The organism is Sinomonas notoginsengisoli (assembly GCF_021554725.1).
GTDB classification, from domain to species: domain Bacteria; phylum Actinomycetota; class Actinomycetes; order Actinomycetales; family Micrococcaceae; genus Sinomonas; species Sinomonas notoginsengisoli.
This window is the reverse complement of sequence record NZ_JAIZDP010000001.1, coordinates 402953-429828: the sequence shown is the minus strand read 5'-3', so window position 1 is coordinate 429828 and position 26876 is coordinate 402953. Positions and strand designations below refer to the sequence as shown.

Below are 26876 nucleotides of genomic sequence, written 5' to 3'. Positions count from 1 at the left end.
ATGGCTGGCTGTGGTCCCCGTATGCCACAAGCTATGAAGCCGTCAGATGAAGAGGAGACACCCGTGTCAGTTGCCCAGCAGGCCAGCATCACCGTCGACGGCGAACCACGCACCGTCGCGGCGGGCACCACGGGAGCGGAACTCTTCGACGGGCGGCGCGAGATCGTCGTCGTGCGCGTGGACGGCGTGCTGAAGGACCTCAACCAGCCCGTGCCCGCCGGTGCCGTGGTAGAGGGCGTCGACATCGCAAGCGAGGACGGCCTCAACGTCCTGCGCCACTCCACCGCCCATGTCATGGCCCAGGCCGTCCAGCAGCTGCGCCCCGGGGCGAAGCTCGGCATCGGGCCGTACATCAAGGACGGCTTCTACTTCGACTTCGACGTCGACGAGCCCTTCACGCCGGAGGACCTCCGCGCGCTCGAGAAGATGATGCTCAAGATCGTCAACCAGAACCAGATCTTCCGCCGGCGCGTCGTGAGCGAGGTGGAAGCGGGCGCGGCGATGGCGAACGAGCCGTACAAGCTCATCATCCTCGGCGCGAAGGACAACCAGTCCGAAGGGGCGGCCAAGGAGGGCGCAAACGTCGAGGTCGGTGCAGGCGAGATCACGATCTACGACAACGTTGATCGCAAGAGCGGCGACGTCGTCTGGTGCGACCTGTGCCGTGGACCGCATCTGCCCAACACCAAGCTCATCTCCAACGCCTTCGCCCTCACCCGTTCCGCTGCGGCCTACTGGCTCGGCAGCGAGAAGAACAAGCAGCTGCAGCGTATCTACGGGACGGCGTGGCCCACCAAGGAAGCGCTCAAGGAGTACCAGGACCGCATCGCCGAGGCCGAGCGCCGCGACCACCGCAAGCTCGGCGCCGAGCTCGACCTGTTCTCCTTCCCCGACGAGCTCGGTTCCGGCCTGCCCGTGTTCCACCCCAAGGGCGGGATCATCAAGCGCGAGATGGAAGACTACGTGCGGCGCCGGCACATCGAGGAGGGCTTCCAGTACGTCGGCACGCCCCATATCTCGAAAGACGGGCTCTTCCACACCTCGGGCCACCTCCCGTACTACGCGGACACCATGTTCCCGCCCCTCCACGTCGACGAGGAGCGCGACGAGGAGGGGAACATCACCAAGCCCGGGCAGGACTACCGCCTCAAGGCGATGAACTGCCCGATGCACAACCTCATCTACCGGTCTCGCGGACGTTCCTACCGCGAACTCCCGATGCGGCTGTTCGAGTTCGGCCACGTGTACAGATACGAGAAGTCCGGCGTGGTGCACGGGCTCACCCGCGTGCGCGGATTTGCCCAGGACGACTCGCACTCGTACGTCACCAAGGAGCAGGCGCCCGCGGAGGTCAAGCACCTCCTGGACTTCGTCCTGTCCCTCCTGCGCGACTTCGGCCTCGAGGACTTCTACCTTGAGCTGTCGACGCGGGACCCCGAGTCGGACAAGTTCATCGGCAGCGACGAACAGTGGGAGGAGGCCACGGCCGTCCTTGAGCGCGTAGGCCTCGAGACCGGACTGGAGCTCGTGCCGGACCCGGGTGGCGCGGCCTACTACGGCCCAAAGATCTCTGTCCAGGCCCGCGATGCGATCGGGCGCACATGGCAGATGTCCACGGTGCAGTACGACTTCAACCAGCCGGCCCGGTTCGGACTCGAATACCAAGCTGCTGATGGCACGCGTCAGGAGCCGGTCATGATCCATGCGGCCAAGTTCGGCTCGATCGAGCGTTTCATGGGGGTGCTGACCGAGCACTACGCGGGAGCATTCCCGGCGTGGCTCGCCCCGGTCCAGGTCGTCGCCATTCCCGTCGCAGAGGCATTCAACGACTACATGTATGACGTCGTGGATCGCCTCAAGAAGGAGGGGATCCGCGCGGAGGTGGATGCGTCGAGCGACCGCTTCCCGAAGAAGATCCGCACCGCGAGCAAGGAGAAGATCCCGTTCGTCCTCATCGCCGGCGGCGAGGACGCCGAGGCCGGCGCGGTCTCGTTCCGGTTCCGGGACGGCAGTCAGGACAACGGCGTACCGGTCGAGACGGCAGTGGCGCGGATCGTCGAGGCCGTGCGCACGAGGGTGCGCTGACGTGGCGGAGTCCAAGAGTGCGGCACGCTCTGTTGCCGAGACCGACGCGGAGGTGACGGACAGCTTCGAGCTGCCCGGTGCACCGGACGCCTTCGGGCGCCTGTGGACTCCGCACCGCATGGCCTATGTCAAGGGCGGGCAGGGGCAGTTCCGCGACAAGGAGGACTGCCCGTTCTGCGCCGCCCCGTCCCGCAGCGACGAGGACTCCCTCATCGTGTACAGGGGCCGCACGTCCTACGCAGTCCTGAACCTCTTCCCGTACAACCCGGGACACCTGCTCGTGTGCCCCTACCGCCACGTTCCGGACTACACCGACATCACCGGCGACGAGACCGCCGAGATGGCTGCCATCGCCCAGACGGCGATGCGCGTGATTCGCAAGGTGGCCGGCCCCCATGGCTTCAATCTCGGCATCAATCAAGGCGATGCGGGCGGCGCGGGCATTGCCGCGCACCTCCACCAGCACATTGTTCCCCGGTGGGGCGGGGACGGGAACTTCCTGCCGATCATCGCCCAGACGAAGCAGATCACCCAGACCTTGGAAGACACGAGACGACTCCTCGCCGAGGCCTGGCCCGCCGACGACGGGACGGCCGCGGGTGCTCAATAGGCACGCCCGCGACGCGTTCACACGGTTCTTCACGCCCCTTGCAGCGTTCCTGCTGCGCCTCGGCATCTCACCGGATGCCGTCACGCTCGCGGGCACGCTGGGAGTGTCGCTCGGCGCGATCGTCCTCTTCCCCCTCGGCCAGCTGTTCTGGGGTGTCGTCGTGATCACGGTCTTTGTGTTCTCCGACGTCATCGACGGCATCATGGCCCGGCTCGCGAACCGGGCGGGCAGCTGGGGGAGCTTTCTCGACTCCACCCTCGACCGTGTGCAGGATGGGGCCGTCTTCGCCGGCATCGCCTTCTGGTACCTCGGAGCCGGCCACGACTTCGCCACCGGCGTCCTCGCGGTGGTGTGCCTCGCACTGGGGAACATCGTCTCCTACGCACGGGCCAAGGCCGAGTCGCTCGGGTACTCGGCGAACGTCGGCATCGCCGAAAGGGCGGAACGGCTGGTGTCCACTCTCGTGGTCACGGGCCTGGTGGGCCTCGGGCTCCCCGTGCAGTTCCTGACATGGACGCTGGCCCTGCTGGCGCTGGCGAGCGCGGTGACCGTCATCCAGCGCGTCCTCACGGTGCGCGCCCAAGCGGCCTCCGGCAACGCGAGCTGACACCGCCGCGTCCGCACCTTGTGCAGGGGGCCAGCAGGGGCGATTGGCCGTTGGATTCATGCCAGTCCCACCCTTCCGGGAGGCAGGGATAGACTGGGGTGTCCCCACAGACATTTCAAGCTTTTTCAAGCTGTTCGCGCGACAAGAAAGACGAGTACGTGTCTACTGAAGCAAACGCCTCGGCTCCCACGACCGGCAGCAACCGAGTCAAGCGTGGCATGGCCGAGATGCTCAAGGGTGGCGTCATCATGGACGTCGTCAACGTCGAGCAGGCGAAGATCGCCGAGGACGCCGGCGCGGTCGCCGTCATGGCGCTCGAGCGCGTCCCTGCAGACATCCGCGCCCAGGGCGGCGTCTCGCGCATGTCCGATCCGGACATGATCGACTCGATCATCAACGCCGTCTCGATCCCAGTGATGGCCAAGGCCCGCATCGGCCACTTCGTCGAGGCGCAGGTCCTGCAGTCCCTCGGTGTGGACTACATCGACGAGTCCGAGGTCCTCACCCCGGCCGACTACGAGAACCACATCGACAAGTGGAAGTTCACCGTGCCGTTCGTGTGCGGTGCGACAAACCTCGGGGAGGCCCTGCGGCGCATCAACGAGGGCGCTGCGATGATCCGCTCCAAGGGCGAGGCCGGCACTGGCGATGTCTCCAACGCGACGACCCACATGCGCAAGATCCGCGGCGAGATCAAGCGCCTGACCACGATGGCCGAGGATGAGCTGTACGTCGCCGCGAAGGAACTCCAGGCCCCGTTCGAGCTCGTCAAGGAGATCGCCGAGACTGGCAAGCTCCCAGTCGTGCTGTTCACGGCCGGCGGCATTGCCACCCCCGCCGACGCGGCGATGATGATGCAGCTCGGCGCTGACGGCGTGTTCGTCGGCTCCGGCATCTTCAAGTCCGGCAACCCGGCCGAGCGCGCGGCGGCCGTGGTCAAGGCCACCACGTTCTTCGACGACCCGGACATGATTGCCAAGGTCTCCCGCGGTCTGGGTGAGGCCATGGTCGGGATCAACGTCGACGAGATCCCCCAGCCCCACCGCCTCGCCGAGCGCGGCTGGTAACAGCGCGAACGGCGAGGTAGGAGTCCGTCCGCCTCGCCGTGCCTCGCCTCGCTTCGTTGTGGGGTCTCCCGCGGAGACCCCACAACGGGTCAGGGGAGATGCGTGAGGAACCAGTCGCGCGCCAGATGAGCGACGGCGTCGAGCGCCCCAGGCTCCTCGAAGAGGTGCGTGGCGCCGGGGACGACCTCGAGGCGGTGCTCGCAGGTCAGCCGTGCCGCAGCCTCGCGGTTGAGCTCGAGGACGTGGTGGTCGGCGCCGCCGACGATGAGCAGCGTCGGGGCTGCAACGGAGGCAAGCCGCGGTCCGGCGAGGTCGGGGCGACCGCCGCGTGAGACGACGGCGCGGACGTCGGCGCCCTCGTCCGCGGCGGCCCAGAGGGCGGCCGCCGCCCCAGTGCTCGCACCGAAATATCCGATAGGCCGTGTGCCGGCGCCGATCGTCCTCAGCCACTCCGTCGCTGCTGACAGCCGTGACGCGAGGAGCCCGATGTCGAACACGGCCTGCCGCTCGAGCTCCTCGTCCGTTGACAGCAGATCCATGAGCAGGGTCCCGAGGCCCGCCTCGCCGAGCGTCCGCGCGACCGCCCGGTTCCGCGGGCTGTGCCTGCTGCTGCCGCTGCCATGCGCGAACACCACGATTCCGCCGGAAGCAGGGAGGTGGAGTGACCCGTGGACGGTGGTGCCGTCGACGGGAATGGCCACCTCCTCGTTGACCGTGGCGCGGTGCACCTGCTCCTGAGGCGCCCCGGGACGATGTGAGGCGGCCTCGAGTAGTCGTTGGACGTCGTCATCCGTGGTCGGCGAGAAATCACGGTAGAAGCGCCCCACCGCCCGGAAGGGCGAAGGGGTCGTGAGGCACACGACTTCATCGGCCTCGGGGAAGTCCCCGACCACGTCCTTCGGGCCCACGGGCACAGCCAGGACAACCCGGGCGGCGCCGAGCGCCCGCGCGACCATGCAGGCCGCCTTCGCCGTGGAGCCGGTCGCTATCCCGTCGTCGACCACGATTGCGGTCTTGCCGCGCAGATCCTCGGGGCCGCGTTCTGCCCTGATCCGGGCGACGCGCTCCTGGAGGACCTCACGTTCGCGTCGCTCGACGAGGTCGAGCTCGCGGTCGGTGACACCGGAGAGGCCGATCACCCGACTGTCGAGTACGCGCACGCCGTCTTCACCGATCGCGCCCATCGCGAGCTCGGGCTGGAAGGGCACCCCGAGCTTGCGCACCACGATCACATCCAGAGGTGCGTCGAGCGCCACGGCCACCTCGAAGGCGACGGGGACACCGCCCCGTGGCAGGCCGAGCACTACCGTATCCGGGTGCCGGAACCGTGCGAGCCCGCGCGCCAGATCCCGGCCGGCCTCGGACCTGTCCTTGAACACGTGCATGGTGCTCCTCCTCGCGTAGTTCCACTCTCGCGCATGAGGATGCATCAGGGGAGGGACGAAGGACCGTGTGCCTCGTGGGCGGTGGCGGAGTCAGGCGAGGCCGCGGCGCACGATGAGCGGGGTGACATCCGCGTCGCGTCCCCGGAAGGCCCGGAAGGAGGCCAGCAGGTCGCGGGAGTTGCCGCGTGAGAGGAGCTCGCGGCGGAAGGTTTCGCCGTTGGCATGGGTGAGGCCACCGTTCTCCTTGAACCACTCGACTGTGTCGGCGTCCAGGACTTCACTCCAGATGTAGGACCAGTAGCCTGCCGCGTACCAGCCACCGGCGAAGATGTGCTGGAAGTAGCCGGTGCGGTACCGCGGAGGGACGAGCGGGACCGAGATGCCGGCGTCGGTGAGGGCCTTGGCCTCAAACGCGAGCGCGTCGTCAGGCACACTGCCTTGGCGCAGGCGGTGCCAGGCCAGATCGAGGAGGGCCGCACCGAGGTACTCCGTGGTGTCGAAGCCCTCGCCCCAGAGCCTGGCCGCTTCGAGCCGCTCGAGCGCCTCGGGGGGCAGCGGCTCCCCGGTGGAGTGGTGTCGGGCATAGTTGACCACGACCTCGGGCTCGAATATCCACATCTCGTTGACCTGGGACGGGTACTCGACGAAGTCGCGGGACACGTTGGTGCCCGAGAAGCGGGGGTATGCCACGTCGGAGAGCAGGCCGTGGAGGGCGTGGCCGAACTCGTGGAACACGGTTCGGAGCTCGTCCAGGGTGAGCAACACCGGCTCGCCAGGGGCAGGTCTGGGGATGTTGAGGTTGTTGACAACCACGGGGGAGGTGCCGAGGAGCCGTGACTGCTCGACGAGGGAGTTCATCCAAGCACCGCCGCGCTTGGTGGGACGAGTGAAGTAGTCCCCGAGGAACAGGCCAAGACCTGAACCGTCGGACCCGAGGACCTCCCACACTCGCACGTCGTCGTGGTATCCGACGAGGTCAGTCCTCTCCCGGAAGGCCAGCCCATACAGCTGTCCCGCGGCGTAGAACACACCGTCGGCCAGGACGCGGTCGAGTTCGAGGTAGGGGCGAAGCGCCTGCTCGTCCACGGAGTATGTGTCGCGGCGCACCTTGGCAGAGTAGAACGCCCAGTCCCAGGGTTCGAGCTCGAAGCCCGCGGTCTCTGCCATGACCGCGGCCTCACCCGCCGCATTCCGCACAGCGGGCGGCGCCAGCTGGCCGAGCATGTCCAAGACCGCCGAGACTGAGGGTGCTGTCTGGTCATCGACTCCGAGTTCGGCGAAGTCCGCGAATCCGAGCAGCGCTGCCTTCTCGGACCGCAGTCGTGCCATGCCTATGGCCAGATCGAGAACGTCCGTGGGGCCGCCCGAGCTGCCGCGTGCAACGGACGCCTCGAAGATCCGGCGCCGCACCCCGCGGTCCTCGAGCACGGCGAGATGGGGCTGGCCTGTGGGCTGGATGAACGTGAGGAGCCAGCCGTCCTCGTGACCTGCAGCACGTGCGGCCTGCGCCGCTGCACGCCGATCGTCTGCTGGCATGCCGGCGAGCTCGGACTCGTCCGTGACCAGGACCGCGGCCTCGTTGATGCCCTTGGCGACTCGCTGCCCGTACTCAGTGCCGAGGCGCGAGAGCTCGGCGTTGATCTCGCGCAGGCGCGCCTGGTCCGCATCGTCGAGCGCGACGCCCGCGCGGCGGAAAGCGGCGAGCCATTCGGAGACGAGGCGAGCCGACTCGTCGTCGAGCCCCTCGGGACGGATCGCGGCGAAGCGTTCGTAGAGGGCACGGTTGAGGTAGACGGCGTCCTCGTGCGCCGACAGCTCTGGCATAAGCTCGGTTTCGAGGGCGCGGATTCCGTCCGTGCCGTGGGCGGAGATCATGTTCGTGAACGCCGCCGAGGCACGGGCGAGGAGCGTTCCGGAACGCTCGATCGCCGCAGCCGTGTTCTCGAAGTCCGGTTTCTCGTCCGATTCCGTGATCGCCTGGATCTCCCGCAGGTGCTCGGCGAGGCCAACGCGGATCGCCTCCGCATAGTGCTGCTCGAGCAGGAGGGCGAACGCCGGAAGTCCGTAGGGCTGGGTGCTGGGCTCGAGGAGCGGATTGGCCATGAAGCGAGGCTTTCATGAGCAGGGGCCCCGGGCAAGCGCCCGGAGCCCCGACCGGCCGATCAGACCTGCGTGAACACGAGCGACATCGGGGTCGCCTGGGAGCCCTGGCCCTGCGGGTTGTCCTTGAACATCCCCGCGATGGTCTCCTTGGGCAGGTCGGTGTCGTGGCCCATCACGACGACGCCGAGGTCATTCGCGTCCATGACGGCGGTTCCACCGAACGACGCCGCGACCTCGGCTGGAAGGGCGCCGCGCAGCGCTGCGCTGAGGGCACGGGCGACGCCGTCCGGGTCCTTGGGCGCGAGCTTCACCGAGTTGCTCGCCGCACCCAGGCTGTACGGTGTTGCGCCGTCGATCGCGTTGATGTTGTGGCCCACGATGTCGTAGAAGACTCCGCTCTTGCCCTGGACCTTCCCGACCACGGAGGCGGCCGCCGCCTTGACGATGAGCGGAAGTCCGACCTCGTTGATGGCGATCTGCATTGACCAGGGGCTCCCCAGACCGATGCCTGCCGGGGTGCGGGTGACGAACTTCGACAGGATCCGTGCCGCCGGCGTCACCTCGATCTCCCACACGGGGAAGGACCGGCCCTGGGTGATCGCAACGATCTTCTCGCTCACAAGCAGGTACCACGCCTTGCCAACGACGGCGGCACGCGCCTCCTCGGGGGCGCCGGGCAGGCCGTCGAAGAACCGCCGGACATAGGAGGTGACCGCCGGCGCCAGCTCGGTGTCCTTCGCGAACACGTCCGTCTGCAGGGGGTAGCGCCGGTAGACGCCCGAGCCCGAGGCGATGTCGAGCTCCTTGCCCGGGTTGGCCTCGTAGTCGCTCTTGTTCGCCTTGACGTCGGCTGGGGCCTCGTCCTTGTCGATGAATTCCCGTAGCCACAGCTCCACGTTGAGCAGGCGCCAGAAGATCATCGTGTCCGCGTCGTTCTTTCCGTTGAGGTACTCCTCGAAGGCCGTGAGGACCTGCTCGCGGTCCCAGTAGGGGCGCGAGTAGAACGAGTTGGACATGAAGACCTTGTAGATCCGCTCCTTCATGAGCGTGAACCACTCGGCCTCCGGCGTCGTGAAGCCGATCTTGTTGCGCCGGTTGCTGATCATCTCGGGAAGCAGGCCGCGCGTCGCGTCGCGGAGCACGCGTTTGTTCCAGCCCTCCTTGATAATCGCCTCATCAGAGAGGCTGAAGAGGTACTTGACCACTTCCTTGTCCAGGAATGGCACCCTGCCCTCGAGGGAGAAGCGCATGGTGTTCTTGTCCTCGTACCGCAGCAGCGACGGGAGCGATTTGGCGAACAGGTCGTCGATGAGGCGGGCCCTGAGGTTGGCCGGGATGTTGCCGAAGGACTCGCCGGAGAACTTCCCCGTCCACGACTTCTTCAGCAGCGTCGTCATCGCCACCGTTTTCCTGCCGCTCGCGATGCCCTTGAGACGGAACCGGCCGAGCCGGTAGAAGATGTCGAGGCTGCTCGATGTCTCCTTCGCGAGTCTCGTGTAGTCGCCTGCAGCCTTGAGCTGGCGCAGGTAGGCGAAGTAATAGGGGATGTACCCGGCCATCATCTCGTCGGCGCCCTGGCCGTCGAGGAGCACCGTGACGTGCTTGGACGCCTCCTTCATCACGCAGTACTGCGCGTAGGGGCCGGAGGAGATGATCGGCTCCTCCATAGTCCGTACGAAGTCGACAAGGTCGGCGTCGAAGCCCTCGGGCGTCGGCTTGATCTTGTGGGCCTCGATGGTGCCCCCGCAGGCGGCGATGGCGGCGTCCGCGTACGCCTCCTCGTCATTGATGGCGTTCGGGAAGACGGCGCTGAAGGTGTTCTGCTTCGCGCCGACAGCCTCGAGGCCCTCGGCGTTCTCCTGCATGAGCCGATTGATCGTCACGACCACGGCGGAGGAGTCGAGGCCGCCCGAGAGCGCGCTCCCGACAGGCACCTCGGAGTTGAGCCGGATCCGAATGGCCTCGGTGAAGCGCCGGCGGTACTCGTCGACGACCTCGGGCGTGTACGGGGTGTTAACCTTCGCGAGCTCAGCCAGTTCGTCCCTCAGCCGGGTGTAGGCAGAGATGCGGAAGCGGCCGCTCCCCAGATCGATCGTCATCAGCTCGCCCGGTAGCAGCTTGCGGACACCGTCGAAGAAGGTCTCCTCGGTGTCATCATGGATCCGGTACTGGAGGTAGCGGTAGAGGATGCGCTCGTTCGGCTTCGCCTCAATGAGGCCGGTCGCGAGGATGGGCTTGATCTCGGAGGCGAAGAGGAGTTGCGGCTCGTGCTCGGTTCCCGCGTTGGCCCAGTAGAGCGGCTTGATGCCGAAGTGGTCGCGGGCCAGGACGAGCTGGTCGCGGTGGGCATCGTGGATGGCGAGGCCAAACATGCCGTTGAAACGGTCGAAGGCCTCTGTGCCCCACTCCTCATAGGCTTGGAGCAAAACTTCTGTATCGGACTCGGTGCGGAAGCTACGGCCGAGGGCCTCGAGCTCCGCGCGGAGTTCACGGTAGTTGTAGACCTCGCCGTTGTACACGAGGACGGTTTCGCCGTCGGCGCTGACCATCGGCTCCTGTCCGTGGGCGACGTCGACGATCGCGAGCCGCCGATGCGCAAGACCCACGTTCCCTGACGTGAAGTAGCCCTCGCCGTCGGGCCCGCGGTGCACGATGCAGGTGTTCATCTCCTTGAGCAGCGTCTCGTCGAGCCCGGCGCCGAAGTAGCCGGCGATTCCGCACATAGTGCTGTCCTCATCTGTTGTCCTGCGGGGTCTGCGCTCCATGCTACCGGCGGCGACGCTCGGCGGGCGGCTTCGCCCCGGGGCTGACTAGACTGTCATGGTGACTTTGAACGCACCCGATTCCCCGTCCGCTCTGGGTACCGGCGCGCCGGTTGTCGGCGTGCTGGCCCTCCAGGGTGATGTGCGCGAGCATTTTGCGGTGCTGGCCCACCTCGGCTCCCGTTCCGTGAAGGTGCGGCGGCCCGAGGAACTCGAGGGCCTCGACGGGCTCGTGATCCCGGGCGGGGAGTCGACGACGATCGACAAGCTTGCACGCGCGTTCGGCATCACCGAGCCGCTTCGGGGCAAGATCCGTGAGGGTTTCCCTGTCTACGGCTCGTGCGCGGGGATGATCATGCTGGCCGACGAGATCGCGGACCCGACCGAGGTCCTCTCGGGCAGGCCTCAGGAGTCCTTCGGCGGTCTGGACATTACTGTGCGGCGCAACGCGTTTGGGCGCCAGCGCGAGTCCTTCGAGACAGACCTTGATTTCAAGGAGGTCGACCAGGCCGGCGGCCCGGTTCACGCCGTGTTCATCCGCGGCCCATGGGTTGAGCGCGTGGGCTCTGACGTCGAGGTCTTGGCGGAGGTCGATCCGGCCCACGCGTCGCACACGGCGGCGCTTGAGGGCAGGTCTAGAATTGTCGCAGTGCGTTCTGGACGCCTGCTTGCCACATCGTTCCACCCAGAGGTGACGGGCGAGACACGGATCCATGAACTTTTCATCCGCATGATCAGAGGAGAAGCGTAGGCATGTCCGGCCACTCCAAATGGGCGACCACCAAGCACAAGAAGGCGGTCATTGACGCCAAGCGTGCCAAGGCGTTCGCCAAGTACATCAAGACCATCGAGGTTGCGGCCCGGATGGGCGGCCCCGACCTGTCGGGCAATCCTGCCCTGGACCTCGCGGTGGGCAAGGCCAAGAAGAACTCGGTGCCCAACGACAACATCGACCGCGCCATCAAGCGCGGCGCCGGCCTGACGGGTGAGGCGATCGAGTACACCGAGATCACGTATGAGGCGCGCGGTCCCCAGGGCTCGGCGCTCCTCATCGAGTGCCTCACCGAGAACCGCAACCGGGCGGCCGCCGACGTACGCCTCGCCGTGACCCGCAACGGCGGTTCCATGGCGGATCAGGGGTCTGTGAACTACCTGTTCACCCGCAGGGGGGTGGTGAGCCTCCCCAAGAACGGCCTGTCCGAGGACGACCTGCTCATGGCTGTTCTTGATGCCGGCGCCGAGGAGGTCAAGGACGGGGGCGAGAACTGGATCGTCTATTCCGAGCCGGGCGACCTCCAGGCCATCCGCGATGCGCTCAACGCGGCTCGGATCGAATACGAGACCGACGAGGCCGAGTTCGTGCCGTCAATGGAGGTGGAGCTCGACGCCGACGCCGCGCGGAAGTTCGTCCGCCTCGTCGACGCCCTCGAGGACCTCGACGACGTGCAGAACGTGTACTCGAATGCCGACATGAGCGAAGAGGTCATGGCGGAGCTCGAGAACGACTGAACCGTGTCTGGTTCTGCCGATGCCGGCACTCTGAGGCCCGGGTCTGCCCTGCGAGTGCTGGGAGTTGACCCGGGCCTGACGCGCTGTGGCATCGGCGTGGTCGACGTCACTCGGGACCGCAAAGCGACGCTCGTCGGCGTGACCGTGGTGGGCACGACCGCGGATGAACCTCTCGACGCCCGGCTCCTGACGATCGCGCGGGCGATCGACGAGTGGCTCGAGCGGCACGAGCCTGACGTCGTGGCCGTCGAGCGCGTCTTCTCCCAGATGAACGTGAGCACGGTCATGGGCGTGGCCCAGGCATCCGGCATCGTCATCGCGGCGGCGGCGCGGCGCGGAATACCCGTCGCGCTGCACACGCCCAGCGAGGTGAAGGCCGCCGTGACCGGCAGCGGCCGAGCGGACAAAGCGGCCGTGACCCGGATGGTCGCGAAGATCCTGCAGCTTGAGACGGCACCGAGGCCGGCCGATGCCGCAGATGCGCTCGCGCTTGCCCTCGCCCACGCGTGGCGGGGGAGTGCCCCCGGCTCCCCGTCCGCGGCGGGGCGGACGACGGCGATGACGGCGACTGCACTGACGTCGGCGCAGAGGCTGTGGCAAGAAGCCGAGGCCAAGGCGCGCCGCGGCAGATGAGGCTCCCCGTCGCCGTCGGACGATAGAGTACTCGTAAGTATGTTCGGATCCCTGGGATCCGGATCCATGGCGCACGGCAAGGAGTCTCTGTGATCAGCTTCCTCCGCGGCCCGGTGGCCCATGTGGGGCTGTCCACCGGCGTGGTCGACGTCAATGGTGCGGGCCTGGCGTTCTGGGCGACTCCGCAGACGCTCGCGGGGCTGAGGGTCGGCGAGGACGCGACGGTGCACACTTCGCTCGTGGTGAGGGAGGACTCGCTCACGCTGTTCGGCTTTGCCGACCCTCAGGAGCGCGAGGTCTTCGAGGTGCTGCTCGGCGTCTCCGGCGTGGGACCCCGTCTCGCGCTGGCTGTCCTCGCGGTCCACAGTCCGGAGGCCGTGCGCGTCGCGGCGCATACCGAGGACGCGAAGGCCTTCACGAAGGTCCCGGGCATTGGTCCCAAGGTGGCCGCCCGGCTCGTGCTCGAGCTGAAGGGCAAGCTCGTGCCGCTCGGGACCGAGGGCGTCGCTGCCCAGTCATCCGCCGCCACGGAGGCTCCGTGGAAGGCCCAGGTTGTTGCTGCGATGTCCTCGCTCGGATGGAGCGAGAAGGACGCGGCCGCGAGTATCGAGGCCGCCATGGCCGACTCGCCGGAGCTCACGGCCTCGGGAACCGTTCCGGAGATCCTGCGCGCGACACTCCGCTGGCTCGGCCAGGGCGCACGCGGGGCCAAGGCCGGCGCGCGTGGCTGAGGCGTCGCTCGTCGCGAGCCAGGAAGAGCCCGAGGAGCGGGCGCTCGAGGCTGCGCTGCGTCCCAAGTTCCTCGACGAATTCGTCGGGCAGGCGCGCGTTCGCCGGCAGCTCTCGCTGGTCCTCGAGGCCAGCCGCCTGCGGGGGCGCACCGCGGACCATGTCCTGCTCTCCGGCCCACCGGGACTTGGCAAGACCACTTTGGCGATGATCATCGCCGGGGAAATGAATGCCCCGCTGCGCATCTCCTCCGGACCGGCGATCCAGCATGCCGGAGACCTCGCCGCCATCCTCTCGTCCCTCTCCGAGGGCGAGGTCCTCTTCCTCGATGAGATCCACCGCATGTCGCGTCCCGCCGAGGAGATGCTGTACATGGCCATGGAGGACTTCCGTGTCGACATCGTTGTGGGGAAGGGTGCCGGCGCCACCGCCATCCCGCTCGAGCTCCCGCCCTTCACGCTCGTCGGTGCGACGACGCGGGCGGGCCTCCTCCCTGGGCCGCTGCGGGACCGCTTCGGGTTCACCGGGCACCTCGAGTTCTACTCGGTCGAGGAGCTTGAACTTGTTCTCCGTCGATCGGCGGGACTTCTCGACCTGAGGGTCACCTCCGCCGGATTCACCGAAGTGGCGGGTCGGTCTCGTGGCACGCCGCGTATCGCGAACCGGCTCCTGAGGCGTGTCCGTGACTGGGCGCTCGTCCACGGAATCGAGCAGATCGACGCTGCCGTGGCCGGGGCTGCGCTCGACATGTACGAAGTCGACGCGCGGGGCCTCGACCGCCTAGACCGCTCCGTCCTGTCCGCCCTAGCGACCAAGTTCGGCGGCGGCCCGGTGGGACTGTCTACATTGGCCATCGCCGTGGGAGAGGAGCCGGAGACTGTCGAGACGGTCGCCGAGCCGTATCTCGTGAGGGAGGGCTTGATGGGCCGCACACCCCGGGGGCGCATCGCGACGCCGCTTGCCTACTCCCATCTGGGCCTTCCTGTTCCCCCGGACGCCCCGTTCGCCCAGAGCGCAACCTTGTTCGGCCCGGGATCAGATGAGTAGCCTGATTCGTTGGAGTGAGCGCCGCGCCCCGCGTGAGCCACTACACTGAAGGACATGCTTCCCGCTCAGCGGGACCCTCACGCCGTGCCCGGCGGCGCCATGGTGCGGCGTCGCGCACACCCAACAGATTGGACCTCGCATGGACCTGATGACCATCCTCCTGCTGGCGGTCTTCGCCTTCTTCATCTTCACGATGTTTAGGCGGAACAGGAAGACACAGCAGCAGCAGACCGAGATGCAGTCCAAATTTGCCCCAGGCGTAGAGGTCATGACGAGCTTCGGACTCTACGGGCGGATCGTTGCGATCAACGACGCCGAGAACAAGGTGGTCCTCGAACTGAGCCCCGGCAACCAGGCGACCGTGCATCGCCAGGCCGTCACGAAGGTGGTCGAGCCGACAGCACCGGCCGCCGACACGCCCGCTGACGCAGGGTTCGCCCCCGGTGAGGGAATTACCGGCGCTGGCAGCGCGCCGTCGTCCGGTGTCACGCTCGGCAAGGCCGAGTCCGCTCCGGTCCAGCCGGAGAACCACCGCAATGAAACGCCCGAGGAGTCCCTGAAGCGCCTCAACGACGAGGGCAAGAACGGCAAGTAAGCTCCGACCTCCCGCCCGGCTGAGGCCGGGCGGTTCCGCGCCCACAGGGCGTCGTCCCCCATCGAAGGACCACCATGGCACGATCCCGCACGCGGCCGGGACTCAAGGCACTGATCGCACTCGGCATCATCCTCATCGCCCTTGCGGCCATCCTCGCGGGCGGCGTCCTCGCCGGGAAGGCGTCATGGGCGCCGAAGCTCGCGCTTGACCTCGAGGGCGGCACGCAGATGATTCTGGCCCCGAAGGTCTCGGGCGGCACCCAGGTCAACCAGGACCAGCTCAATCAGGCCGTCGAGATCATTCGGCAGCGTGTGGACGGCTCCGGGGTGTCCGAGGCTGAGATCAGTACCCAGTCCGGACGCAACGTCGTGGTGAGTCTTCCGGGCACGCTGTCGGGGGAGACGCGGCAGCTCATCCAGGCGTCGGCCGACATGAACTTCAGGCCCGTGCTGGCCGCAGGCGATGCAGCCGCGGTGCCCCAGGACCAGCGGCTGGCGGACGACAAGCTCCCCAAGCCCACCGCTGCGCCCGCCAACGCGAGCGACATCAACTGGATCACTGCGGACGTCTACAAGCAGTACGAGGCTCTCGACTGCACGCAGCCCCAGCCCGAGAAGACCGAGCGCTCTGACCCTGCCGAGCCGCTCGTGACCTGCCAGCCGGCCAACGGGACGCAGCCGGCCATCAAGTACATCCTCGGTCCGGTCGAAGTGGTGGGCACGGACATCGCCGGCTCCACCTTCCAGCTCCAGCAGGGCCGCCAGGGCGCGGTCACCAATGAGTGGGCCGTCAACATCCAGTTCAACGACGCAGGAACCCAGAAGTTCAAGGCCGTCACCGAGCGGCTCAACGGCTACTACGCCGCGAACCAGAACGACCCCAAGGCCCAGTTCGCGATTGTCCTGGACGACAAGGTTCTCTCCGCCCCGCGTACCCTGGCCGTCATCACGGATGGCAGGCCGCAGATCACGGGCAACTTCACCCAGCAGAGCGCCCAGACGCTGTCCGACCAACTCCGCTACGGCGCACTGCCGATCAGCTTCGACATCCAGAGCGAGGAGCAGATTTCGGCGACCCTCGGCACCCAGCAGCTCGAGATGGGCCTTCTGGCCGGCGGAATCGGCCTGCTCCTCGTCGTGGTCTACTCGCTGTTCCAGTACCGCGCTCTGGGCTTCGTCACTATCGCCTCGCTCGTCGTGGCGGGCGCCCTGACGTATCTGGCCATCGCGATCCTCGGATGGACCGAGAACTACCGCCTCTCGCTCGCCGGCGTCGCGGGCCTCATCGTGGCGATCGGCCAGACCGCCGACTCCTTCATCGTGTACTTCGAGCGCATCCGGGACGAGCTGCGCGAGGGGCGCGGGCTGGTCTCCGCGGTCGAGAACGGGTGGAAGCGCGCCAAACGCACTGTCCTCGCTTCCAAGGCCGTCAACCTGCTCGCCGCCGTGGTGCTCTACTTTGTCGCCGTCGGCAACGTGAGGGGCTTCGCCTTCACTCTCGGCCTCACTGCGATTGCCGACCTCATTGTGGTGTTCATCTTTACCCATCCGATGCTGCAGACGCTGGCCCGGACGCGGTTCTTCGGTGAAGGACACCGCTTCTCGGGCCTCGACCCCGAGAGGCTGGGCGCCGTTCCGCTCTACCGCGGTGCCGGCCGGCTGCGTGAGGCGTCCGACGCCGCCAGGGCCACGATCAAGCCCAAGAATTCAGCGGCGGTGAGAGAAGCCGGGCGCCGCATGACCATCGCTGAGCGCCGTGCGGCCGAGGCCCAGAAGCAGTCTGAGATGTCCTCTGCATCGGGCCGGTCCCACCGCGCGTCCGAGACGGGGAAGGAGAACTGATGTCCAACTTCTTCGCACGCTTCGGCAATGAGCTCTATACGGGCAAGCGTTCGTACCCCTTCGTGGAGCGAAAGAAGATCTGGCTCGGCATTGCTGCGCTGCTGACGCTCGTGTCGATCCTCATTCCGCTCCTCACAGGTGGCTTCAACCTTGGGATCGAGTTCCGCGGTGGCAGTGAGTTCCGCGTGTCCGACACGGCCTCGACCGACGTCCACCGCGGCGAACAGGCCGTCAACCAGGTGGCCGCTGGCAACCAGCCGCGCGTGAGCAACATCGCGCCGGGGACCATGCGCGTCCAGACCGAGAGGCTGACCGACAACCAGACGCTCGAGGTCAAGGACAAGCTCGCAGGGGAGTATGGCGTGGGAGCTGACCATGTGACCTCGTCATTCGTCGGCCCGACGTGGGGCGCGGACGTGTCACAGCAGGCACTTCTCGGCTTCATCGTGTTCGTTGGCCTTGCGGCCGTCCTGATGGCCTTGTACTTCCGCACCTGGAAGATGTCCCTCTCTGCGCTCACGGGAATGTTCGTGACGATGATCGTCACCGGGGGCGTCTACGCGGCGAGCGGTTTCGAAATCACCCCGTCGGCAATCATCGGCTTCCTGACGATCCTGAGCTATTCGCTGTACGACACAGTGGTGGTGTTCGACAAGATCCGGGAGAACACGGCAAACATCACAGCTTCCACCCGGCGGACGTTCGCGGAGGAGGTCAATCTCGCGGTCAACCAGACGCTCGTGCGGTCGATCAACACCATGATGGTCGCCGTCCTTCCCGTCGCAGCGATCCTCTTCATCGGGGCGGGCCTGCTTGGCGCGGGAACTCTGAGGGACCTGTCCCTCGCGCTGTTCGTCGGGATCCTCATCGGTACCGCTGCGACGCTCTTCATCGCGGCCCCGATGTACGCGTGGCTGCGGGAGCGTGAGCCAGAACTTGTGAAGCAGGCCGAGAGGGTGCACGCTCGTCGGTCCACAGCGAACGCGGGCGTCTAAGCCCTGCGCTCGGGCATACACTGAGGGAATCCCGTCTAGGAGTGGAGGTGTGCCTTCGGTGGTCGAGCGTCCGACGTCGTCACCGGCCCAGTCCGGCGCGTCCGGCGCCACGGGAAGCGGCACCGGGGGTAGGACGTCGCCGGCGCGCATGGTCGCACCCGCTCCGGGCCGGCCCCCCGCGAACGCGAACGTATCCGGGCCCGGCACCGACAGCCTCCTCGAGCGGCCGACCTTGGGCCGACGCGACTGGTCCTTCGCTCGTTTGGCCAGGCTCACCGGCCGCGGGCCGAGCGCGCATTCGCCGATCCTCGAGCCTCTTCTGCGGACCGTGCGTGCCAACAATCCGCGCGAAGACCTCGATCTGATCCAACGGGCGTACGAGGTCGCAGAACGGAGCCACCAGGGCCAGAAACGCAAGAGCGGCGACCCGTATATCACGCACCCTGTGGCGGTTGCCACCATCCTGGCCGAGCTCGGGATGACGGGCACGACCTTGGCCGCGGCACTCTTGCACGACACGGTCGAGGACACGGCCTACACACTTGATCAGTTGAAGAAGGACTTCGGGCCCGAGGTCGCGATGCTCGTCGACGGGGTCACGAAGCTCGACAAGGTCCAGTTCGGCGAGGCTGCGCAGTCGGAGACCGTGCGGAAGATGGTTGTAGCGATGGCGAAGGACATCCGAGTCCTCGTGATCAAGCTTGCCGACCGGCTCCACAACGCCCGCACCTGGCGTTTCGTCTCGCCGGAGTCCTCCGCGCGCAAGGCGAGGGAGACGCTCGAGATCTTCGCCCCGTTGGCCCACCGGCTCGGCATGAACACCATCAAATGGGAGCTGGAGGACCTGTCCTTCGCTGCGCTCTATCCCAAGGTGTACGAGGAGATCGTCCGCATGGTGGGCGCACGCACCCCGGAGCGTGAGAAGCAGCTCTCGGTGATTCGTGCGCAAATCGCGGACGACCTGCATGCGGCCAAGATCAAAGCGGAGATTACCGGCAGGCCCAAGCACTACTACTCGATCTATCAGAAGATGATTGTCCGCCAGAAGGAATTCGACGACATCAACGATCTGATGGGCGTGCGTGTGCTCGTCGATACGGTGCGTGACTGCTATGCGGTCCTCGGAACCCTCCATGCGCGGTGGAACCCGCTGCCGGGCCGGTTCAAGGACTACATCGCAATGCCCAAGTTCAACATGTACCAGTCGCTCCATACGACGGTGATCGGCCCGAGCGGCAGGCCGGTGGAGATCCAGATTCGCACACATGACATGCACCGGCGCGCTGAGTACGGCGTGGCGGCGCACTGGAAGTACAAGGACCAGCCCGGCGCCCAGAGCCACACGCCCAGCGGCAAGGCCTCCGAGATGGGCTGGCTCCGGTCCCTCGTCGACTGGCAGCAGGAGACGTCCGATCCGGGCGAGTTCCTCGACTCGCTCCGGTTCGAGATCAACGCCAGGGAAGTCTTTGTCTTCACCCCCAAGGGCGAGGTTATGGCCCTTCCCGCCGGCTCTACGCCGGTCGACTTCGCGTACGCCGTTCACACCGAGGTGGGGCACCGGACCATCGGCGCTCGAGTGAACGGCAAGCTCGTGCCGCTCAACAGCGAGCTCAACCATGGCGACTGGGTGGAGATCTTCACCTCCAAGGCGGAGGGCGCGGGCCCGAGTCAGGACTGGCAGCACTTCGTCAAGAGTGCCCGCGCGCGCAACAAGATCCGCCAATGGTTCTCGAAGGAACGGCGCGAAGAGGCCATCGAGAAGGGCAAGGAGCTGCTTACGCGCGCGATGCGCAAGCAGAACCTTCCCCTGCAGCGCCTGCTGAGCCACGACACTCTGCTCGGGGTGGCCCAGGAGCTCCGGTACCAGGACATCGCGGGACTGTATGCCGGGATCGGCGACGGCCACGTGTCCGCCCAGTCTGTCGTGGAGAAGCTCGTCGACAGTCTCGGCGGTGCAGCGGGGGCAGCGGAGGACATCGCTGAGACGATTGCCCCCACCAAGGGGAGTGTGCCGCCGAAGTACTCCAACTCGGGTGTGATCGTGAAGGGCGTCGAGGACGTCTGGGTCAAGCTCGCGCGCTGCTGCACGCCCGTGCCGCCGGACCCCATCATCGGCTTCATCACACGTGGTTCCGGCGTATCCGTCCACCGCACCGACTGCACCAACATCGCGACCCTCCGCTCGGAGCCGGATCGCATGGTCGATGTCCAGTGGGCTCCGACGCAGTCGAGCGTGTTCCTCGTGGAGATCCAGGTCGAGGCCTTGGACCGCAAGAGCCTGCTCTCCGATGTGACCCGCGTGCTCTCGGAGAACCACGTCAACATCCTCTCCGCCCACGTGCACACGTCGAGCGATCGGCTCGCGGTCTCACGCTTCTCGTTCGAAATGGGCGATCCGAAGTACCTCAGCCATGTGCTCGGCGCGGTGCGGCGGATCGACGGCGTGTTCGACGTCTACCGCACCACTGGGAATCGGCGCAGGACCTGACCCGAACGCGCCGGAGCGTTAGCCGGCGTCTAGGCGGGTAAGGATTCGCCGCGCGCGCTGCTTGTGCGGCTGCCTCGGGAGGGCCTCTACTCCTCGGGCCACCATGCCGACCGTGAGCCTGAGAGCGGGCTGCGCGAGCATGCGGCGGAGCACGGGGAGTGCGATGTCCTCCTCGGAATGGAGGGCGAGGTCAACGGCCGTGCGCAGCCCGCTCGTCACCCTCAGTCCAGCGATCTCGAAGGTGTCGGCGTTCCCGAAGCTGGCCTCGTGGACCAGCAGACGATCCCCTGTCCCAAGTCTGGCGAGCCGCCGCGTGCTCTCGACAAGCATCACGGGAAGTTCCGGCGGGGGAGCGCAGCCGAAGATCCAGGCCGCCGTCATCCGCCCTGCCACGGCCCGCTGCCGCACGCGCGGCGTCAGGGTCGCGGACAGTGCCCTCGCCCGCAGCTCGGCCGTGGCCCGCGCCCCGGCGGGCACGTAGGCTCGCCCGATGAGGCGACTCAGGACGCCGTCCGACGTCATCGCCTGAAGTTCGACGGCGGTAAAGGGACGTCCGGCGACGAGCACGGGTATGTCTCGAGGAGCAGTGGGGAGAAGCGGTGAACCGGGCATAGGGACATCATGCCCAGAATCGGTGCGCGGCGGGCCCTTCCGGGCCCGCCTGTGGATAAGTGCGAACGGGGCCCGGTACCGTCGGTGCGGTACCGGGCCCCGGAGAGCGGCAGAGGAGGTCAGCCGAGCTCGTGCGCTGCCTTTTGGAGGGTCTCGAGCCACGCTCGGCGCGCCTCGAGAGCTTCCCGAGCCTTGGTGGCGTCCCGTGCGTGCCCCTTGGCCTCGGCCCGGGCGAGGTCGTCTTCGAGACCCGCGATGGAGGCCTCGAGCTGTGTGAGAGCGGAATCGGTGCGGGCCTTCGTCTCGGGATCCGTCCGCCGCCAGTTCTCGTGCTCAGCCTGGGCGACGGCGTCTTCGACCTTGCGGAGGCCCGCCTCGATGCGGCCCATGTCTGCACGGGGCACGCGTCCGGCTTCCTCCCACCGCTCGCGGATGGACTGGAGCGCCTTCTTGGCGACGGCGAGGTCCCTGACCGGGAGGATCCGCTGGGCCTCCTCGAGCAGGCCCTCCTTGACCTTCAAGTTGGCCGAATACTCGCGGTCCACCGCATCGTTGGCGGCCTGACGTGCTTCGAAGAACGCGTTCTGGGCGGCGCGGAAGCGCACCCAGAGCGCGTCGTCCTCCTTGCGGCTCGCCCGCGGGGCGGCCTTCCACTCATCCATGAGGCGGCGGTACTCCCCGGCGGCCCAGCCCCACTCGGTAGACGACTGGAGCGTCTCAGCCTCCGCGATGAGCTTCTCCTTGGCGGCCTTGGCCTGCGCGTTGATGCTGTCCAGTTGGGAGAAGTAGGCGCGGCGGTGCCGGTCGAACTGGGTGCGCGCCGCCCGGAACCTCTTCCAGAGCGCGTCCTCGGCGCCACGGCCGAGCCGGAGACCGGACTTCTGCGATGTCTTCCACTCCTCGAACAGCTCGTTCATGCGCGCTCCGCTCGACTTCCACTGCGTGCGCTCCGGGTCTTGTCCGCTGATTTGCTCGGCCTCCGCGACGATGGCCTCGCGTCGCTCGAGTTCCTGCGCGCGCGCGGCCTCGTGCTGGGCCTTCTCAGCGGCCTCGGCCTCCGTGAGGGAGCCCTCGAGCGCGTCGAGACGGGCTTCGGCTGAGCGCAGGTCGCCGACCATCGCGCGCTCGGCAAGCTGCGCACGCAGGTGCGAGGCAGCCTTGCGGACGTCTGCTACGGCGGCGTGGGAGCTTACCCGCTGCTCAAGGAGGGCGACCTGCGCCAGTACGTCCTCGAACTTGCGGGCGAAGTAGGCAAGGGCCTCGTCGGCCGACACCCCGGGATACTGGCCCACCGGGTGTTCCTCGCCGTCAATCGTGAGGAAGACATGTCCGTCACCTTCCACCCGTCCCCATTTCGACGCCTCGGCGAGGGACACAGTGGGCACGGGAGGCGCAGGGGTGGCCGACGGCGCCGGCGCGGCTGGGTCGGTCACCGCCGGCTTCGGCTTGGCTGCGAAGGCAGCGGGCGAGGGAATCCGGGAGGGGGAGGGCACAGGGGAGGGCACAGAGGGGGAGGGGGAGGGAACAGCGGCCTCAGGGGCCGCGGTGTCGTCGGGTTTCTGACTTTCGGTCACCGCTAGAACTCTTTCGCTTGTGGTTGTCCTTCAGGTGGTCTGCCCGATGTGGGCAGACCACGTCACTTCACCGTGAACGAGTCTATCGTGACTGATGTCACGGGCGGCCCGTCGTTTCCGGACTTGACGCCATGCGCGGCGATGCCCTCGACCACGTCGAGTCCGGAGGTCACCCTGCCGACGACGGTGTAGCCACCGGCGCCGTCCGCGGGGATCGTGGTGTCCCTGTACACGATGAAGAACTCTTGGCCGTTCCCGTAGGGGTTGTTGCCGGTCCGGGCCGCGGCGATGGTCCCGGCCGGGTACTTGCCGTCCGCCGGCGCATTCTCGAGCGGTCCCCAGGTGTAGGAGGCCTCAGAACTGCCGTCGGCCTTCTGGCCGCACTGGAGGACGGCGAATGCTTCGCTCGTGGTGAGGCGGCCGCATTGCCGCCCGTTCAGGGTTCCCGCCCGGGCGAGGGACGCGAAGACTGCCGCCGCTTGCGGCGCCTTCGTGCCGTCGAGCTCGACCCCTACCGGTTTGCCGTTGAGCATGAGGTCCCCGGTGAATGTCTTTCCGGCAGCGCTCTCAGGTTTGGGGATGTCCGGCCCATTGCCCGGTGTGGCGCTCGGCGATGCAGTCGGTGACTGGAGGCCGGCCTGCGCGGCCGCGTACTCGGAAGCCGTGGGGTTGGACGCGAAGACTGTCCCCTGGAGGACTGCCGCCACAATGACTGCACCAGCGGCGGCCGCGGCGCCGATTGTGTTGTCGCGGCGGCGCCGCTTCTCCTTGCCCTTGCGCAGCCGCGCCTTCGCCTCCATGAGCTGGGTGCGACGGCGGTCCTCACGCGCGTTCCGCTTGGCCACCGATGGCTCCTCCCATGTTCTTGCATCCAACGGGTGCCTGGTTAGGCGCATAAACTTGTGCAGCAGTCAGTCTACGCACAAGGAGTTTGTCCCTTATGGCACGTACCGCCTCGCTGTCCGGATTCCCCGAGTGGCTTCCGCAGGAGCGGCTCGTGGAGCTCCATGTGCTCGATACTCTCCGGCGCACCTTCGAGCTGCACGGCTTTGCGTCCATCGAGACCCGCGCCGTTGAGACGGTCGGCCAGCTCCTGCGCAAGGGGGAGATCGACAAGGAGGTGTACGGCCTCTCCCGGCTCCAGGACGACGAGGACTCGGCGAGCAAGGACGATGCACACGCCCTCGCACTGCACTTCGACCTGACCGTGCCGTTCGCGCGCTACGTAGTCGAGAACGCGGGCTACCTCGCGTTTCCGTTCCGTCGGTACCAGATTCAGAAGGTGTGGCGCGGCGAGCGCCCCCAGGAGGGGCGCGCCCGCGAGTTCACCCAGGCGGACATCGACGTGGTGGGCGACGGCGAGCTGCCATTCCGCTACGACGTCGAGCTTGCCCTCGTCATTGCCCAGGCCCTCTCCGCGCTCCCGATCCCGCCGTTCCGCCTCCGCGTCAACAACCGCAAACTCGCTGAGGGCTTCTACCGCGGAATCGGCCTCACCGACACAGCTGGGGTCTTGCGCAGCATCGACAAGCTCGACAAGATCGGGCCGGAGAAGGTCGCCGAGCTCCTGCAGGAGGAGCTCGGAGCGACCCCTGAGCAGGCCAAGGCAGCTCTCGAGCTCGCCTCGATCCGCACCGAGGACACAACCTTTGTGGACCAGGTCCGCGCCCTCGGCGTGCAGGACGAGCTCCTCGACGAGGGCGTCGCCGAGCTTGAGCAGGTCATCTCGGCCGCCTCCGCGGCCGCGCCAGGCAAGGTGGTCGCAGACCTCAGCATCGCCCGTGGCCTGGACTACTACACGGGCACCGTCTACGAGACGGTCCTCGTGGGCCACGAGCAGCTCGGCTCGATCTGCTCCGGCGGCCGCTACGACGCCCTTGCCACCAAGGGAAACCGCAAGTTCCCGGGCGTCGGCCTCTCGATCGGGGTCACTCGGCTCGTGTCCCGCATCCTCAGCCAGGAGCTCGCGAGTGCGAGCCGCTCTGTCCCCACCGCGGTGCTCGTTTCCCTCGTCGACGACGACTCGTGGGTCGCCGCCCAGTCGGTCGCTTCCCAGCTGCGCGGGCGCGGGATCCCAGTGGAGGTCGCGGCGAAGGCAGAGAAGTTCGGCAAGCAGATCAAGTACGCTGACCGCCGCGGCATCCCGTTCGTCTGGTTCAGCCACGCCGACGGCCGCCACGAGGTCAAGGACATCCGCTCCGGCGAGCAGATTGAGGCGGACCCCGCGATGTGGATGCCGCCCGCGCAGGATCTCGTCCCGCAGGTCACTGCCGCGTCCGCCGCCGACTGAGAGGGAACCGGCCCGGCGCCGTCGTGCCTCCGGCACGGTGGCGGAGGGCGCGCGGCGGGTAAACTCGATCCGAACCACTTCACGATCCAACTTAAGGAAGAGCTGTGCTGCGCACACACGGCCTCGGGGCGCTGCGTCCCGAGCACATCGGACAGACTGTCACCCTCGCGGGCTGGGTTGCCCGCCGCCGCGACCACGGCGGGGTGGCCTTCGTGGACCTGCGCGACTCCACGGGCGTGGCCCAGATCGTGGTCCGCGAGGAAGAGGTCTTCCACGGGCTGCGCAACGAGTACGTCCTGCAGGTCGTCGGCACCGTGGAGCGCCGGCCCGAGGGGAACGAGAACCCACAGCTCGGAACCGGCGAGATCGAGGTCATGGCCGAGAAGGTGATGGTCCTCAACACCGCGGACCCGCTCCCGTTCCAGGTCGACGAGCACGTGGAGGTGGGCGAGGAAGCGCGCCTGAAGCATCGCTACCTCGACCTCCGCCGTCCGGGCCCGGCGCGCGCGATGCGGCTCCGCTCCGAAGCCAACCGTGTGGCCCGCGAACTGCTCCACGGCGAGGACTTCGTCGAGGTCGAGACGCCGACCCTCACGCGGTCCACCCCCGAGGGCGCCCGCGACTTCCTCGTCCCCGCGCGCCTCGCGCCCGGGTCCTGGTACGCCCTGCCCCAGTCCCCGCAGCTGTTCAAGCAGCTCCTCCAGGTCGGCGGGATCGAGAAGTACTTCCAGATCGCCCGCTGCTATCGCGACGAGGACTTCCGCGCCGACCGCCAGCCCGAGTTCACCCAGCTGGACATCGAGGCGAGCTTCGTCGAGCAGGATGACATCATCGCAATGGGCGAACGGATCGTCGTCGCGCTCTGGAAGCTGATCAACGTCGAGATCCCGACCCCGATCCGTCGCATGACCTACGCGGAGGCGATGGCCAGGTACGGCACCGACAAGCCGGACCTGCGCTTCGGGCTTGAGCTCACCGACCTCACCGAGTACTTCAAGGACACGACCTTCGGCGTGTTCAAGGCTGGCTACGCCGCGGGATACATCGGCGCAGTCGTCATGCCCGGCGGCGCTTCCCAGCCCCGCCGCACGCTCGACGCATGGCAGGAGTGGGCCAAACAGCGGGGCGCCAAGGGCCTCGCGTACGTCCTCTACAAGGAGGACGGCGAGCTCTCGGGCCCGGTGGCGAAGAACCTGACCGACGCCGAGCGGGCTGGCCTCGCGGAGGCCGTTGACGCCAAGCCCGGCGACTGCATCTTCTTCGCCGCCGGAGAGCAGGGCCCCTCGCGGGCGCTCCTCGGCGCGGCCCGCGTGGAGATCGGGCACCGGACGGGCCTCATCGACCCCCAGGACTGGGCCTTCGTGTGGGTCGTCGACGCGCCTCTCTTCGAGCCGTCCGCGGATGCCAAGGCGTCCGGCGACGTCGCGCTCGGGTACTCGGCGTGGACGGCGGTGCACCATGCCTTCACCTCCCCGAAGCCCGAGTTCCTCGACAGCTTCGACGTGAATCCCGGGGAGGCCCTCGCGTACGCGTACGACATCGTGTGCAACGGCAACGAGATCGGCGGCGGCTCGATCCGTATCCATCGCCGCGACGTGCAGGAGCGAGTGTTCAAGGTCATGGGCATCGGTCCCGAGGAGGCTCAGGAGAAGTTCGGCTTCCTCCTCGAAGGCTTCAAGTACGGCGCCCCGCCGCACGGCGGGATCGCCTTCGGCTGGGACCGGGTCGTCGCCCTCCTCGCCGGCGTTGACTCGATCCGTGAGGTCATCGCCTTCCCGAAGACCGGCGGCGGATACGATCCGCTCACCGCTGCTCCGGCGCCGATCACCCCGGAGCAGCGCAAGGAGGCCGGGGTCGACGCGAAGCCGGAGTCGAAGAAGTCCGAGGCGTAGCCTCCCGCACTCGACCATATGCGGGATCGAGGGGGCGGCGCCCGTGGATGCC

At 67.5% G+C, this 26876-nt stretch carries 21 protein-coding genes; 15 read left to right on the top strand and 6 right to left on the bottom strand.

All coding sequences use genetic code 11. The features are described from left to right. The first annotated feature begins 63 nt into the window (after nt 1-63). From thrS to pdxS, 4 genes are all read left to right on the top strand, one after another. Nucleotides 64-2085 carry a threonine--tRNA ligase gene (gene thrS, locus LF262_RS01910; RefSeq protein ID WP_235778597.1) on the top strand — a complete coding sequence of 674 codons (2022 nt, stop codon included), beginning with the start codon at nt 64-66 and terminating at the stop codon, nt 2083-2085. Between the two features lies 1 nt (nt 2086). Continuing rightward, on the top strand, nt 2087-2695 hold the full coding sequence (locus LF262_RS01905) for an HIT family protein (protein WP_235778596.1): 609 nt from the start codon (nt 2087-2089) through the stop codon (nt 2693-2695). After that, entirely contained in the window at nt 2685-3302 is a 618-nt protein-coding gene (gene pgsA, locus LF262_RS01900; protein ID WP_235778595.1) for a phosphatidylinositol phosphate synthase, read from the top strand. Before LF262_RS01905 ends, pgsA begins: the two co-directional genes overlap by 11 nt. Nucleotides 3303-3460: 158 nt before the next feature. Next, the gene (pdxS, locus tag LF262_RS01895; RefSeq protein ID WP_308190477.1) at nt 3461-4369 is read left to right on the top strand and encodes a pyridoxal 5'-phosphate synthase lyase subunit PdxS; all 909 of its coding nucleotides are present in this window, start codon (nt 3461-3463) and stop codon (nt 4367-4369) included. Nucleotides 4370-4458: 89 nt separating this feature from the next. Here pdxS and LF262_RS01890 read toward each other — a convergent pair whose 3' ends face one another. From LF262_RS01890 to asnB, 3 genes are all read right to left on the bottom strand, one after another. After that, nucleotides 4459-5754, bottom strand: a complete 1296-nt coding sequence (locus tag LF262_RS01890; RefSeq protein ID WP_235778594.1) for a phosphoribosyltransferase family protein — start codon at nt 5752-5754, stop codon at nt 4459-4461. A 90-nt stretch (nt 5755-5844) separates the two neighbouring features. Next, a complete protein-coding gene (locus tag LF262_RS01885) occupies nt 5845-7857 on the bottom strand; it encodes a M3 family metallopeptidase (RefSeq protein WP_235778593.1) in 2013 nt (670 codons plus the stop codon). A gap of 59 nt (nt 7858-7916) precedes the next feature. Continuing rightward, a complete protein-coding gene (gene asnB, locus LF262_RS01880; RefSeq protein WP_235778592.1) occupies nt 7917-10580 on the bottom strand; it encodes an asparagine synthase (glutamine-hydrolyzing) in 2664 nt (887 codons plus the stop codon). 97 nt (nt 10581-10677) lie between these two features. Here asnB and pdxT point away from each other — a divergent pair, with 97 nt between their 5' ends. From pdxT to LF262_RS01835, 9 genes are all read left to right on the top strand, one after another. Further along, on the top strand, nt 10678-11370 hold the full coding sequence (pdxT, locus tag LF262_RS01875) for a pyridoxal 5'-phosphate synthase glutaminase subunit PdxT (protein WP_372462706.1): 693 nt from the start codon (nt 10678-10680) through the stop codon (nt 11368-11370). Between the two features lie 2 nt (nt 11371-11372). Next, nucleotides 11373-12128, top strand: coding sequence for a YebC/PmpR family DNA-binding transcriptional regulator (locus tag LF262_RS01870; RefSeq protein ID WP_235778591.1), 756 nt, complete (start codon nt 11373-11375; stop codon nt 12126-12128). Between the two features lie 48 nt (nt 12129-12176). Then, nucleotides 12177-12761: a crossover junction endodeoxyribonuclease RuvC gene (gene ruvC, locus LF262_RS01865; RefSeq protein WP_235779254.1), complete on the top strand. Its 585-nt coding sequence runs from the start codon at nt 12177-12179 to the stop codon at nt 12759-12761. A gap of 89 nt (nt 12762-12850) precedes the next feature. Then, nucleotides 12851-13492 carry a Holliday junction branch migration protein RuvA gene (gene ruvA / locus LF262_RS01860; protein WP_235778590.1) on the top strand — a complete coding sequence of 214 codons (642 nt, stop codon included), beginning with the start codon at nt 12851-12853 and terminating at the stop codon, nt 13490-13492. Beyond that, nucleotides 13485-14537: a Holliday junction branch migration DNA helicase RuvB gene (gene ruvB, locus LF262_RS01855; protein WP_235778589.1), complete on the top strand. Its 1053-nt coding sequence runs from the start codon at nt 13485-13487 to the stop codon at nt 14535-14537. Before ruvA ends, ruvB begins: the two co-directional genes overlap by 8 nt. A 148-nt stretch (nt 14538-14685) precedes the next feature. Beyond that, nucleotides 14686-15132, top strand: coding sequence for a preprotein translocase subunit YajC (yajC, locus tag LF262_RS01850; protein ID WP_235778588.1), 447 nt, complete (start codon nt 14686-14688; stop codon nt 15130-15132). Between the two features lie 74 nt (nt 15133-15206). After that, nucleotides 15207-16973, top strand: coding sequence for a protein translocase subunit SecD (secD, locus tag LF262_RS01845; protein ID WP_235778587.1), 1767 nt, complete (start codon nt 15207-15209; stop codon nt 16971-16973). Further along, the gene (secF, locus tag LF262_RS01840; RefSeq protein WP_235778586.1) at nt 16973-17968 is read left to right on the top strand and encodes a protein translocase subunit SecF; all 996 of its coding nucleotides are present in this window, start codon (nt 16973-16975) and stop codon (nt 17966-17968) included. Before secD ends, secF begins: the two co-directional genes overlap by 1 nt. 148 nt (nt 17969-18116) lie before the next feature. Then, nucleotides 18117-20456, top strand: a complete 2340-nt coding sequence (locus LF262_RS01835) for a RelA/SpoT family protein (RefSeq protein ID WP_235779253.1) — start codon at nt 18117-18119, stop codon at nt 20454-20456. A gap of 18 nt (nt 20457-20474) precedes the next feature. Here the strand turns inward: LF262_RS01835 and LF262_RS01830 are convergent, their stop codons facing one another. From LF262_RS01830 to LF262_RS01820, 3 genes are all read right to left on the bottom strand, one after another. Then, nucleotides 20475-21068: a type IV toxin-antitoxin system AbiEi family antitoxin gene (locus tag LF262_RS01830; protein WP_235778585.1), complete on the bottom strand. Its 594-nt coding sequence runs from the start codon at nt 21066-21068 to the stop codon at nt 20475-20477. Between the two features lie 119 nt (nt 21069-21187). After that, nucleotides 21188-22642, bottom strand: a complete 1455-nt coding sequence (locus tag LF262_RS01825) for a DUF349 domain-containing protein (protein WP_235778584.1) — start codon at nt 22640-22642, stop codon at nt 21188-21190. 62 nt (nt 22643-22704) lie between these two features. Beyond that, nucleotides 22705-23538: a peptidylprolyl isomerase gene (locus tag LF262_RS01820; protein WP_235778583.1), complete on the bottom strand. Its 834-nt coding sequence runs from the start codon at nt 23536-23538 to the stop codon at nt 22705-22707. Nucleotides 23539-23582: 44 nt separating this feature from the next. Here LF262_RS01820 and hisS point away from each other — a divergent pair, with 44 nt between their 5' ends. Further along, the gene (gene hisS, locus LF262_RS01815) at nt 23583-24932 is read left to right on the top strand and encodes a histidine--tRNA ligase (protein ID WP_235778582.1); all 1350 of its coding nucleotides are present in this window, start codon (nt 23583-23585) and stop codon (nt 24930-24932) included. 104 nt (nt 24933-25036) lie between these two features. Continuing rightward, a complete protein-coding gene (gene aspS, locus LF262_RS01810; protein WP_235778581.1) occupies nt 25037-26824 on the top strand; it encodes an aspartate--tRNA ligase in 1788 nt (595 codons plus the stop codon). Nucleotides 26825-26876 lie beyond the last annotated feature (52 nt).